10 protein-coding genes are annotated in these 12616 nt (G+C 53.0%); 2 read left to right on the top strand and 8 right to left on the bottom strand.

The annotated features are described in order from the left end of the window. Positions 1-81: 81 nt before the first annotated feature. Positions 82-945, bottom strand: a complete 864-nt coding sequence (locus tag ACX1DY_RS23880) for a helix-turn-helix domain-containing protein (protein ID WP_458966698.1) — start codon at positions 943-945, stop codon at positions 82-84. 261 nt (positions 946-1206) lie between these two features. On the opposite strand from ACX1DY_RS23880, the gene ACX1DY_RS23875 reads away from it, so the two are divergent. Together ACX1DY_RS23875 and ACX1DY_RS23870 are read left to right on the top strand one after the other, a co-directional pair. Beyond that, positions 1207-2070, top strand: a complete 864-nt coding sequence (locus tag ACX1DY_RS23875) for a class I SAM-dependent methyltransferase (protein ID WP_458966697.1) — start codon at positions 1207-1209, stop codon at positions 2068-2070. Between the two features lie 3 nt (positions 2071-2073). Further along, positions 2074-2850 carry an RluA family pseudouridine synthase gene (locus tag ACX1DY_RS23870; protein WP_458966696.1) on the top strand — a complete coding sequence of 259 codons (777 nt, stop codon included), beginning with the start codon at positions 2074-2076 and terminating at the stop codon, positions 2848-2850. Between the two features lie 86 nt (positions 2851-2936). Here the strand turns inward: ACX1DY_RS23870 and ACX1DY_RS23865 are convergent, their stop codons facing one another. The 7 genes from ACX1DY_RS23865 to ACX1DY_RS23835 all read right to left on the bottom strand — a co-directional run bounded on the left by ACX1DY_RS23865 (position 2937) and on the right by ACX1DY_RS23835 (position 12496). Further along, positions 2937-3368: a MarR family winged helix-turn-helix transcriptional regulator gene (locus ACX1DY_RS23865; protein WP_019910073.1), complete on the bottom strand. Its 432-nt coding sequence runs from the start codon at positions 3366-3368 to the stop codon at positions 2937-2939. A gap of 190 nt (positions 3369-3558) precedes the next feature. Further along, complete coding sequence (gyrA, locus tag ACX1DY_RS23860; RefSeq protein ID WP_458966695.1) at positions 3559-6000, bottom strand: DNA gyrase subunit A; 2442 nt, start codon at positions 5998-6000, stop codon at positions 3559-3561. A gap of 457 nt (positions 6001-6457) precedes the next feature. After that, on the bottom strand, positions 6458-8440 hold the full coding sequence (gene parE, locus ACX1DY_RS23855) for a DNA topoisomerase IV subunit B (protein WP_458966694.1): 1983 nt from the start codon (positions 8438-8440) through the stop codon (positions 6458-6460). Between the two features lie 69 nt (positions 8441-8509). Further along, on the bottom strand, positions 8510-9499 hold the full coding sequence (locus ACX1DY_RS23850) for an ABC transporter permease (RefSeq protein ID WP_458966693.1): 990 nt from the start codon (positions 9497-9499) through the stop codon (positions 8510-8512). Further along, positions 9492-10472, bottom strand: coding sequence for an ABC transporter ATP-binding protein (locus ACX1DY_RS23845; RefSeq protein ID WP_458966692.1), 981 nt, complete (start codon positions 10470-10472; stop codon positions 9492-9494). The genes ACX1DY_RS23850 and ACX1DY_RS23845 overlap by 8 nt, the downstream gene beginning before the upstream one ends. A 55-nt stretch (positions 10473-10527) precedes the next feature. Continuing rightward, positions 10528-11493 (bottom strand): GDSL-type esterase/lipase family protein, encoded by a 966-nt coding sequence (locus ACX1DY_RS23840; RefSeq protein ID WP_458966691.1) that lies wholly within the window; start codon positions 11491-11493, stop codon positions 10528-10530. 217 nt (positions 11494-11710) lie between these two features. Continuing rightward, complete coding sequence (locus ACX1DY_RS23835; RefSeq protein WP_458966690.1) at positions 11711-12496, bottom strand: CAP domain-containing protein; 786 nt, start codon at positions 12494-12496, stop codon at positions 11711-11713. Positions 12497-12616 lie beyond the last annotated feature (120 nt).

The following is a 12616-nucleotide window of genomic DNA, read 5'->3' as shown; positions in this document are numbered from 1 at the left end:
GATCATATTCTTAGCTGCGCGTTCGCCCGCTGAATACAGCTTAACAGCTGCCGCTCATCTTGTATTGCAAAAAAACGACATTCACCTCCGCGCATGAGCCAAGGCTTCCAGCGGTGTTCTCCCCGCAAATTTCTTAAAGCTGTTGATCAAATGCGACTGATGGCTGTAGCGGTAGTTGTATACCACATCCTGCATAACCATTTTGTGCGGGGAGGCTTGATACAGATCAAGCCATACATTCTGAAAGCGCACAAGGTCTGCTGTCTTTTTGGGGGAAAGACCGATATATTCGCGAAAAAGCCTCTCAAGCTGGCGGCTGCTTATCCCTGCATTATTCTCAAGCTCTCCGGCGGTAACCACGCCCTTCTGCTTCAGAATGCTATAAACGGCGTTCATCAGGCTGTTATTGCTGCGCCAGGAATTGTCCAAGCGTCTTAGCAAATATGCTTCCGCAGCAGCGGCCCGCTCAGAGAAGGTATGTAAAGCGTGCAGCCTTTGTCCCAATTCTTCGCGGAAGGAAACGAAATACTGCTCGGCAGGAACATGAACATTCAGAACATCCCGGAGATGCTCGTCCGCAAACAAATGTACCGCCCAGAAATGAAAACGAATGGCAAAGATCAGCTTGCCGTTAGACTGCGCAGCTCCTCCGGCTTCAAACGGAGTGTCATTAATTCCGCAAAAGATTCCGCCGGCCTCACCTGTTGCAGCATCCCATTCCCATATAATATCCATACAAGTATCCGGAATAATCGTCTCCGGCCCCGCAGACTGGAGGGCTGCTCCGTCCAGCGGTGTCTGTGGCAGAGGTGCATGGGCTTGCTTCCGGGACGCGCTTCCCCAGAAACAGCGGATATACGGCCGCAAGGCTTTGCAGGGCAGGTACTCGCCGGCCGCAGCCGGATTTGAAGTAATCGGATAATACAGCTCCGAAAGGTCAAACATCAGCTTCCGCCTCCAATCTTCCAGGGTATCCATAGAGATAAACGCACTTTCTTCTGATCATACACAATCACTGAGAGAAGCGCCAGAACATAGCCATGCATAGACCGCTGCAATGTCCCGGAATTCACTCGAAACTACTATACCCGGACCCTCTTTGGGGCAAAATACGAATAGTCGCAGCTTTGCAACCATTTTGTTTGTAGCAGCAAGGCTAAATGATGTACAATAAAGGCTAAATGACTTTTTGAAGGATGGATAATCATGTATATAGCAAGTGACTGGAAAGACTATGAAGTGCTCGACACCGGAGGCGGAGAAAAGCTGGAACGCTGGGGAGATGTCGTGCTGCGCAGACCGGACCCGCAGATCATCTGGCCGCTTGCGGGCGAGACGGCCAAATGGCGCGAAGTGCACGGACACTATCACCGCAGCTCAGCCGGCGGCGGGCAATGGGAAATGAAGAAAGCCATTCCAAGCGATTGGAAAATCAGCTACGGCAAACTGAAATTCCATCTTCGCCCAACCAATTTCAAGCACACGGGTCTATTCCCCGAGCAGGCCGCCAACTGGCGCTGGATGATGGACAAGATTGCCGAGGCGGGCCGTCCGATATCGGTGCTTAACCTGTTCGCTTACACCGGCGGTGCAACCGTGGCTGCGGCCAGCGCAGGAGCTTCTGTGGTGCACGTGGATGCAGCCAAAGGCATGGTCCAATGGGCTAAGGAAAATATTCAGCTCTCCGGCCTCGCCGAACGGCCGGTCCGCTTCATCACCGACGACGTATTCAAATTCGTGCAGCGTGAGCAGCGCCGCGGCAGCAAATACGACGCGATCATTATGGACCCTCCATCCTACGGCAGAGGTCCGGGCGGCGAAATGTGGAAGCTGGAAGCGAGCCTGTATCCCTTCCTTGAGAGCTGCATGGAAATTATGAGCGACAGACCGCTCTTCATGCTGATCAATTCCTACACGACTGGTATTTCACCGACCGTTTTGCGCAACATGCTCTCGATGACAATGGGCAAACGTTACGGCGGCAAGCTGACCTCCGGCGAAATCGGCCTGCCGATTACAGCCTCCGGAATGAACCTGCCTTGCGGAATTCTGGGCCGCTGGGAGGCGTAAGCCATGACACCGATAGTACCCGAGTCCGGCGGCGGGAGCTCCCGCTTCGAAATCCTGTACGAAGACAACCATCTGCTTGGCATTGTGAAGCCCGTGAATATTCCCGTGCAGGAGGATGCCACAGGAGACCCGGACCTGCTCAGCCTGCTCAAAGAAGATGTGAAGGAACGCTTCAACAAACCGGGCAATGTATACATGGGCCTGGTACACCGTTTGGACCGCCCTGTCGGAGGCGCGATGATCTTCGCGAAGACCTCCAAGGCTGCTTCACGGCTGTCGGAGAGCGTCCGCTCCCACAACCTGAGCAAAGTATACCTGACCGTAGTTCACGGCAAGCCTCCGGCTGCACAGGGCCGTCTGGTCAACACATTGCTCAAGGATGCCAAGACCAATACGGTAACCATTGTCCGCCCCGGAACGCCCGGCGGCAAGGAAGCCATTCTCGATTATACGGTGCTTGGCAGCGCCGAAGGCTACAGCCTGCTGAAGATAGACCTGCTCACCGGACGTTCCCATCAGATCCGCGTCCAGCTCAGCGGCATCCGCTGTCCGCTCTACGGCGACCAGAAATACGGAGCCGCAGTGAACAAGCCGGGGCAGCAGATCGCTTTATGGTCTGCGCTTGTGGGCTTCCCGCATCCCGTAACCAAGGAAGAAATAAAGCTGATCTCGCTGCCGCCGCAGACCCATCCGTGGAGCTTGTGGCCGCAGCATCAAGTAGAAACGGCTGTGCCGTCCATAAAAGGACGGTATCCGTTTCAGCGAGAAATAGAAGGATAAAGTATAACGTGAAACTTATACTTTCTTATATTTATGCAAAAGCAGGCCATCCGTTAGGAGGCCTGCTTATTATGCGTGCTGATATCTTAGGATGCAGACCCCTCCGGGGCCTGAGCCACCGCGAGCTTCCCCATTAAGTAGATCAGAAGCTGCTGGTTATGGGAGGAGATGGGGTCCAGCACCTCAGCAAAAAAATCACTGCGGATCTGGAGGCCGCGCTCCGTCTCTATTTTGCCAGTCTCCGTGATGCTTACCCACACAATTCGCCGGTCAGCCGCATCACGTTCACGGACAATCAGACCATGCTTCTCCATCCGGTCCAGCAGCATTGTTACTGCCGCCGGGCTGGTCGCCAGATGCGGAGCCAGATCGGAAGGCTTCATCGCGTTACGCTCCTGCAGCAGCTCCAGTACGGTAAGTTGGGCATCTGTAAGTGTAGGGGCAAGGTTGCTGTCCATGTGTAGCTTATAGTCCTTTAATATCTTATGCCAGATCTTACTGAATTCAGTGGCGTGCACACGTATTCCTTCCTTTCTTGCGGACCTCTATCCGGTATATCTACATTTTCGCGAGAAAAATTCCATTTCCTGCAAAAGAAAAAAATAATTCGCCGGCATAATTTTTAATTAAACCATAAACGGCGCCCGGCTTCTCCTTAAAGAGCAGTCAGGTGCCGTTTATTTATGCTATAAAAAGTGGTTAACCCGCTTATAAAACCGCCGGGAACAGGCTGATAATCTCGTCCTTTTTCTCTACGGCCACCAATTGCTTGCCAATTGAGCGCCGTTCGCCAAGCGGTGCCGATTCGGAGGAGAAGCTATGTACTGCTCCATCACGGGTAATCGCCGTAAGCTCCAGCGGTTCGCGGCAATAGAATGCGCCGGACAATCTGCTGCCGTTTGGCTTGATGCGTTTGCCCTCCTTGAATTCGAAGGTTGGCATGCCTTTGCCGCCGCGGCTCTGTGAAGGATAATCCAGCAGCAGTGTGCGTTTGGCATAGCCAAGCTCGGATACAACCAGGATTTCGCCCTCATCTTCACTTACCCAGAAGCAGGAAACGACTTCATCGCCTTCCCGCAGTTGAATGCCTCTTACCCCGCTGGCCACCCGGCCCATAGGATTAACTTCATTTTCCTTGAAACGGATGCACATGCCCTCGCGGGTCACCAGCACAAGCTCCTTGTCCCCGCTGCTCAGGGCCACTGTAATGATCTCATCACCTTCAGCCACCTTGCAGGCGGCAACAGCACCGGAACGGCTCGTAGAGTACTCCTTGAGCTCCGTACGCTTTACCTGGCCCTTGCTGGTGACGAAGACCAGGCTGGCCTGCGGATCTTCCAGATTGCCTACCGGCAGGATGCTGACGATTCCGTCACCTTTGGCGAGGCTGATTACGTTCACAATCGCCGTGCCCGGATCTTTCCATTTGAACTCTGGAATCTGGTGTACAGGAAGCAGGAAGTATTGCCCCTTGCGGGTAAATACCAGCAGGCTGTCACGTGTGTTCAGATCCAGCAGCTTGACTATATGATCTCCTTCCTTGACCCCTGAGGCATGGCGTTCGCCCCCCGAACGGGTGAAGGACAGCATGCCGGTCCGTTTGATGTACCCGTCGGCTGAAAGAGCGACGAGAACATCCTCGGCGTTCACCAGTACTTCAAGGCTCACCTTCAGTTCTTCCACTTCACCCTGAATGAGCGAGCGGCGGTCAATACCGTATTTGTCGCGGATTTCAATCAGCTCTTTACGGATGACGGCGATCAGCTTCTTGTCGCTGTCCAGAATGGCCTGCAGTGCGGCAATCCGCGCTTGCGTTTCATCCAGTTCCTTCTGGAGCGAGTGAATCTCCAGATTGGTCAGTCTGTAGAGCTGCAAGGTAAGGATGGAATCAGCCTGGCGTTCGCTGAAGCCGAACATCCAGACCAGATTGTTCTGAGCATCCTGGCGGTTCTTCGACGCCTTGATCGCGGCAATGACCTCATCCAGAATGTTCAGCGCCTTAACCAGTCCCTCCAGGACGTGAGCGCGGTCCTCCGCTCTCTCCAGATCGAACCGGGTGCGATGGGTTACCACCTCGCGCTGATGGGCAATGTAGGCCTCCAGAATCGCTTTGAGGCCAAGCTGCTGTGGAGCTTTGTTGACAATCGCCACCATGTTGAAGTTATAGGTGACTTGCAGATCGGTTTTTTTGAGCAGGTAGGCCAGAACCCCTTGGGCATCGGCTTCCTTCTTAAGCTCGACTACAATTCGCAGGCCGTCGCGGCCGCTCTCGTCACGGACCTCGGCGATGCCTTCGATTTTTTTCTCCAGACGGATATTCTCCATCGAGGTAACCAGCCGTGATTTGACGATCTGGAACGGCACCTCAGTGATGACAATCTGCTGCTTGCCGCCGCGCAGGTTCTCGATCTCGGTCTTGGAGCGCAGATAGATGCGCCCTTTGCCGGTGCGGTAAGCGTCCATGATGCCTTCGCCGCCCATAATTGTACCGCCTGTCGGGAAGTCAGGACCTTTGATGAAGGTCATGATGTCTTCAAGCGCAATATCCGGCTTCTGCATAACTGCGATACAGGCGTCGATTACCTCGCGTAGGTTATGCGGCGGAATTTCCGTAGCAAATCCGGCGGAGATTCCGCTGGTCCCGTTGACCAGCAGATTCGGAAAACGCGAGGGAACCACTACCGGCTCCTTAGCGGTATTGTCAAAGTTGTCCTTGAACAGCACGGTGCGCTTCTCGATGTCGCGCATCATTTCCATGGCGATTGGGGACAGCCGCGCCTCTGTGTAACGCATCGCTGCCGCCGGATCATCGTCCATCGAGCCCCAGTTCCCGTGTCCGTCTACAAGCACATGGCCCATCTTCCAGGGCTGTGCCATCCGCACCATGCCTTCGTAAATGGAGGAGTCCCCGTGTGGATGATAATTCCCCATTACATCCCCGACCGTCTTAGCGGACTTGCGGTAGGGCTTGTCCGGGGTATTGCCCGAGTCGTACATGGCATACAGAATCCGGCGCTGTACGGGCTTCAGCCCGTCGCGGACATCCGGAATCGCCCGGTCCTGAATTATATATTTGGAATACCGGCCAAAGCGGTCACCGACGACCTCTTCCAGAAAAGCCGGCGAAAATTGTTCTGATAAACTGCTCATTCGCTCACCTTCTGTTCCTCAATCTGTCCAACATTTTTAAACCTTGGTGAATCTAACGCTCCACTGACGGAATATCATTCTGGGGTATATTGCCGTTCAAAAGAACAAGCTGAGTAGATTGGTGTCCAGCGTAACTCCGGGGAATGTTTGGACTTCCGGCCGCTGTTATGTTTGGATTTCCTGATTTAAACCGCTGTTCGCGGTAGAAATCCAAACATAGCCTATGCTTACGATGCCAGCTTTCCTACGGAAAGCTCTCAGGCGGACGCTACCGCTCCTCCAGTTCCAAACTTCCCCTCCATTACTTCCCACCAATCAGCTTCGCTTTATTCTTCAGAACCTGGCAAAAGCAAACCCCAGAGAATATTCCCTTTGCTTCGCTAGAAGGAATCACCAAAAAATTAAAAACAGCGGAAGTAATCGTCACTGCCCAAAACCCCTTCAGACAAATGACGATTTACTCCACGATCTCCGTGAAATCGACATTCTCGACAATCCAGCGTTTACGCGGGTCGACCTTATCGCCCATCAGTGTGGATACGCGACGCTCCGCCTTGGCGGCGTCCTCGATCTGCACCTGCAGCAGGCTGCGCGAGTCCGGATTCATCGTGGTCTCCCACAGCTGCTCGGGATTCATTTCACCGAGTCCTTTGTAACGCTGCAGCTCAAAATTCTTGCCGAATTCCTTCAGATAGTTCGCGAGCTCCTCGTCGCTCCAGGCATAACGCACCGTCTCCAGCTTGCCCGATTTGCGCGTCAGCTTGTACAGCGGCGGCTGGGCGATGTATACCTTGCCCGCATCTATCAGCGGCTTCATATAACGGTAGAAAAATGTCAGCAGCAGCACCTGAATATGCGCTCCGTCGGTATCGGCGTCGGTCATAATGATGATCTTGGAATAATTGCTGTCTTCTACGGCAAAATCCGGCCCGATCCCCGCACCGATGGAGGAAATAATAGCCTTGTATTCATCGTTCTTAAGGATATCCAGCAGCTTGGCCTTCTCGGGATTCATCGGCTTTCCCTTCAGCGGCAGAATCGCCTGAATCTTGGAATCACGCCCCTGCTTGGCCGAGCCTCCGGCGGAATCACCTTCGACAATGAACAGCTCCGTACGCGTCACATCCTTGGACTGCGCAGGTGACAGCTTGCCGCCAAGGTTCGAGCTCTCGCTGCGTTTTTTGCCGCTGCGGATCTCATCGCGGGCTTTACGCGCCGCTTCCCGGGCCTTGGAGGCCTGAATCGACTTCTTCAGCAGGCTTTGCGCCACCTGAGGATTCTCTTCCAGGAAACGCGCCATATTCTCGGATACGATATAATCCACGGCGCTGCGGGCAGAAGCGCTGCCGAGCTGATCCTTGGTCTGTCCGACAAATTCCACCTCGGCCATCTTGACGCTGATGACCGCCATCATGCCTTCGCGCAGATCATTGCCTTCCAGGTTCTTGTCCTTCTCCTTGAGCAGTTGTGTCCGGCGGGCATAATCGTTCAGCACCCGGGTGTAGGCTGTCTTGAAGCCCGTCTCATGTGTACCGCCGCTTCGGGTCGGAATAGAATTGACGAACGAAGCCAGGGTCTCGGTATAACCGGCATTATACTGCAGCGCCACCTCAACCTCGATATCGTCCTTCTCCGCGCTGAAATGAATCACATCATGCAGCACGTCCTTGCCTTCATTAAGGAACTGAACGAACTGGCTGGCCCCGCCTTCATAAAAGTACTCATCCTGGCGGCCGCTCCGCTCATCACTAAGGTTAATGCGCAGACCGGAGTTCAGAAAGGCAATTTCCTGCACCCGCTCCGCCAGCGTATCGTAGTTCAAGGCTATGCCGTTTGCAAAGACGCGAATATCCGGCTTGAAGGTGATCTTCGAACCGGTCTTATTCGTATTTCCCAGAATTTCAAGGCCGGTCACAGGCTCACCGACATGTTCTTTTCCATTGCTGTCCACCCAATATTCGAAGCGCTGGCGATGGATTTTGCCTTCCCGGTAAATCTCGACCTCCAGCCATTCGGACAGCGCATTGGTCACGGAAGCGCCTACGCCATGCAGTCCCCCCGATTTCTTGTAGCCGGAACCGCCAAACTTACCGCCCGCATGCAGAATGGTAAATACCACCTGCGGCGTTGGCACTCCTGTCTTGTGCATTCCGGTCGGAATCCCGCGCCCGTTGTCCAGAACGGTTACTGAGCCGTCCTTGCGCAGTGTAATATCAATCTTTGAGCAAAACTTAGCCAAATGTTCATCTACCGCATTATCCACTATTTCCCATACAAGATGGTGCAGTCCCGAGGAACTCGTACTGCCGATATACATGCCGGGCCGTTTGCGTACCGCAACCAGACCTTCGAGCACTTGAATGTCGTCAGCATCGTATCCAGTCCGGGCGTCTTCGCCGTTCTTGGAGACTTTTGCAAACATGTCGATCTGTTCGAGCATTCATGCTCCTCCTTCTTTTTCTCTCTACCCTACGAAATGCAAACAAACGTTTCGTTCACTTTGTACATTCTAATTCAAAATATCCCGTTTCGTAAAGACGGCGAAGGAAATGATCACCGAAACGGCTCCCCAAACGGCCAATACAGCCATGGAAAAAGATAATGTCATTCCCTCAATCGGCGCGGGCGTTCCCGCCAAATATCCGGTCAGCCCCAGGTTGACCATAAATAAATATTTCGCCGTGCTCCAGGCCGAGGCCATATTGGTCAGAATCGTGCCGGCAATCAGCGCCGCCATCATCACCACGATACTTGCAGCCGTGCTGCGTACCAGTACCGACACCATGAAGGCCAGAAGCGCAACAACAATGCTGACGAACCAGATCAGCCCGCCCTGCATGAGCAGGTACTTCCACTGCGGCACCGCGTGCACAGTAGACATATTAACGGTATCTCCGCTGAGCTGGAAGCCCGTAAAGACTGGAACGTTAAAGCCCTTATATCCAAAAGCAAGACCGGAAATAAGATAGCTGATAATGAAGACCGAAAGTACAATCAGCGAGACGAACATCAGCAGTGCCGCCATTTTGCTGAACAGCACCTTCCAGCGTTTGACCGGCCGGGTCAGCAGCATCTTGATCGTTCCAGTTGTACGCTCCCCGGAGACCAGATCGGAGGCCACAGCCATGATCAGCAGCGGAATAAATAACGACACCGAATTGTCCAGAAACTCACGGGTGAAGGTTACACCACTAGGCTCATTTGGATTGACATCATGATCGAGATAATACTGCAGCTGCTGGACAAAAATCTTCCGGTACGATTTCCATTCCTCCGGAATCCGGTCGCTGCCGAGGGAGTTCTGGTTGTCGGTAATCTGCTGCTGGATTTCCAGCCTCCAGTCCGAATTGAATTTGTCCCGGCTGCGCTCGGCTACCCGCATCTGAGCGTAAGTGAACATAGGCACGAGCACGAGCAGAATCAGCAGTATCACATAAAAGCGTTTCTTCTTAATGATCTTCAGGCACTCATTACGGATGAGCGGCAACAGATTAATCAATGGATTCACCCTCCGTTAGCTTCAAGAATAGCTGTTCCAGTGTGGGGTTGATTTTATGCACAGCCCTTACTTCCACTTCGTCGGTAACCAATATAGCTACAATCTCGGGGATCAGGTCCTCATCCATAGCCGTAATAAGGGAATTCGGTCCCATGCCGGCAGTGATGGAATCATCCAGCGTAACCTCATCCAGCTCCAGCAGTGAAATATCCGGTCTTCCGGCCAAAATCCTCTTCGCCCTGTCAAAAGGCTCCAGCTCCCATAGCACATAAGGGGAGTTGCGGGTAACCAGTTCTTCCACCCCGCCCACAGCCAGCACGCGCCCCTTGCTGATAATGGCGACACGGTCGCATAGCAGTTGAATTTCACTCAGCAAATGGCTGGAGACAAATACGGCTAGCCCTTCATTCGCAAGCTGGCGGATGAATTCCCTCAGCTCCTTGATCCCCTTGGGATCAAGCCCGTTCGTAGGCTCATCCAGAATCAGAAGCCGGGGCCGTCCCAGCAGCGCCTGGGCTATGCCCAGACGTTGCCGCATACCCAGCGAATAAGTGCTTACCTTATCATGAATCCGCTGATCCAGCCGGACAATATCCACCACCTCGGCGATTCGGGCCTGATCCACCCCTGGCTGCATGCGGGCAAAATGCTGCAGGTTCTCCCAGCCGGTCAGATAGGTGTATACCTCGGGATTCTCCACAATGGAGCCGACATATTGCAGCGCTTTTTCAGGATCACGGTTCACATTGTAGCCGCAGACGGTAATCTTGCCTTCGCTTGGCCGGATCAGATCGACCAGCATGCGGATGGTTGTTGTTTTGCCGGCTCCATTCGGGCCAAGGAAACCAAAAACCTCGCCTTCCCGAACATCAAAGGTAACATCATTAATAATCCATTTGCGGCCTATTTTTTTACGGACATTCTCGACGGAGAGCACTATTGCCCCGGAGCCGCCGCTCTTTTCATTTGTCATCTTCCTCACAGCTCCCCGTTGTGTTCATTTCAGATATCTGCGATGCAGGTGGAGCTTAACGCACAGCTTGTACGACCCGTTCGCTGATCCGCTGGTAACCATCGCCGTTCGGATGGAAATGGTCGCTTGACAGATAGCTCTGCCAGTGGCGGTTGAATAAATCAAAGGTCGGAACGAGCGTCATATTGCTCCGTTTATTAATAATATCCATTGCTGCATTGTTCCAGGCCGTTACCGCCTGATTGCCGGGAACGAGCAGCTCGGGAACATCTCCGAAGGGATTATATAGTCCCAGATAATAAATTTGTGCTTTTGGATTGATCTCCGCGATCCGGTCAAGAATAACGCCCAGCCGTTTCGCGGCTTCAGGCAGAGCAGACAGCAGCGATTCCGGCGTTATTTCTTCACTTCCATTGGCTGCTGTAGTGCTGCCGGAGGAACCCGCTTTTTTGGCAGCATTCCCTGCACCGACTTCCCGGCCTGTTGACGTTTTGGAGCTTGTCCCGTTAGAATCCTTCGATCCGCTCTCAGTGCTTCCCGTATCCGGCGATGCGATTTGCTGGCCTTCACTGCCGTTCCCCAGGAGGTCAGCACCTCTGAAAAGATCATTACCGCCGATAGAGAGCAGAATGACGTTGGCCTGCCGCAGGGCGTATTTCACGCCTTCATCCTGCAGCTTGCTCTGCAGGCCTGCCGTGGTTAAACCGTTGATGCCCATATTTCCGAGAAGCTCCGCCTTATTGCCTTTTGCCGTCAGACCATCAACCGTTCTTTTGACAAATCCGCTGCCCTCGTTATCGCCTGTACCTTTGGCCAGGGAGTCGCCAAGCGCCATAATCCTGACCTCCTTGCTCACCGATACTGCGGGGGCTGTTGTCTGCTTCGGCAGCGAGGAGAAGAACGCCTCTCCCTTCGGGAATAAAATATCATTCACCGCGTACACAAACCCGACCAGCAAAAGTACGGTTGCCACTATGGAAATCAGGCTGACACTGCGCCAGGTCCATTTGGAATCCTTCAAAGCTATCCCTCCGTATGCCGTTCTATTCTGTATTGTTCCACATTTTACAAAGTTCTTAACTATGTAGATAAACATAATTCTTCTATGCGTAATTTGCAAATCCTTAACATGTAAAAAATGCAAAGCGCGGCTCCTAATCTTACTGCAAATGGAAGCGGCAAAAAAACCGCCCTCCAGCCAAGCCGGAGAACGGTTTCCATCAATTCTTAAAGCTGTATTATTTACCGATAAATTCCTGAACCCAATAATTGTTGTCGAAGCCTACGCCGATATAATTGAAATTCGGGCTCAAAATGTTGGCGCGGTGTCCTGCACTATTCATCCAGGCTGTCATTACTTCCTGCGGTGTCTTCTGCCCCATAGCGATATTCTCACCGGCATATTGATAAGTGACGCCGAAGGCGGACATCATATCAAACGGTGAACCGTACGTAGGGGAAGTATGCGAAAAGTAATTATTCGCACGCATATCGGTTGCCTTCGCTGCCGCCACTTTGTTCAAGCTGTCGAGTGCGGCTACAGGGGCCAATCCGGCTGCGGCACGCTCCTTATTGACCAGCGTCACGACCTGCTGCGTAAATGTGCCGTTTGCCACCGAGACGGCCGGTGCAGCTGTTGCCACAGGCTTCGCTGTTGGTGCTGGTGTTGCAACAGGCTTAACCGTTGGCACTGGCGTTGCTACAGGCTTAACTGTTGGCGCTGGTGTCGCTACTGGTTTAGCTGTTGGCACTGGAGTTGCTGCCGGTGCTTCCGTTGGTGCTGGAACCACCGTAACCGGCTTAGAAATCACAATCGGCTGGAACGTAAAGGTTGCTCCGTCAAAAGTAATACCCTTAATGCTATATTGGTGCAAATATTGCATGAATTGTGCAAAGCCGGGAGTGCTGACAGTCACCGCCTGAGGTGCTGCCGCTGCCTTTGCTTGTAATGGAAGCGAAATGCTTAATGCCAGAACAGCCGCTACACTTCCACCTATCACTGCTCTTAGAGTTTTGCTCTTCATTCTGTCATCTCCTTGTTCTTGTTGTATTTTCTAAGCTGCCAAGGTTCCGGGACCAAATATTACAAAGTTGTAATCTGTTCCTTGGTTATTGTAACATAAATCTCTCTGGTGTGCTCTTCT

Source organism: Paenibacillus sp. BAC0078, from assembly GCF_054483875.1.
Note: the sequence above shows the minus strand (reverse complement) of the source record. Positions and strands in the feature narration are given on the sequence as shown.

Excerpts from the sequence above, each read along its gene's own strand:
- ACX1DY_RS23870 (WP_458966696.1), top strand. The coding sequence starts at position 2,074 with ATGACACCGATAGTACCCGAGTCCGGCGGCGGGAGCTCCCGCTTCGAA.
- ACX1DY_RS23845 (WP_458966692.1), bottom strand. The coding sequence starts at position 10,472 with ATGACAAATGAAAAGAGCGGCGGCTCCGGGGCAATAGTGCTCTCCGTC.
- ACX1DY_RS23875 (WP_458966697.1), top strand. The coding sequence starts at position 1,207 with ATGTATATAGCAAGTGACTGGAAAGACTATGAAGTGCTCGACACCGGA.
- ACX1DY_RS23880 (WP_458966698.1), bottom strand. The coding sequence starts at position 945 with ATGTTTGACCTTTCGGAGCTGTATTATCCGATTACTTCAAATCCGGCT.
- gyrA (WP_458966695.1), bottom strand. The coding sequence starts at position 6,000 with ATGAGCAGTTTATCAGAACAATTTTCGCCGGCTTTTCTGGAAGAGGTC.
- ACX1DY_RS23835 (WP_458966690.1), bottom strand. The coding sequence starts at position 12,496 with ATGAAGAGCAAAACTCTAAGAGCAGTGATAGGTGGAAGTGTAGCGGCT.
- parE (WP_458966694.1), bottom strand. The coding sequence starts at position 8,440 with ATGCTCGAACAGATCGACATGTTTGCAAAAGTCTCCAAGAACGGCGAA.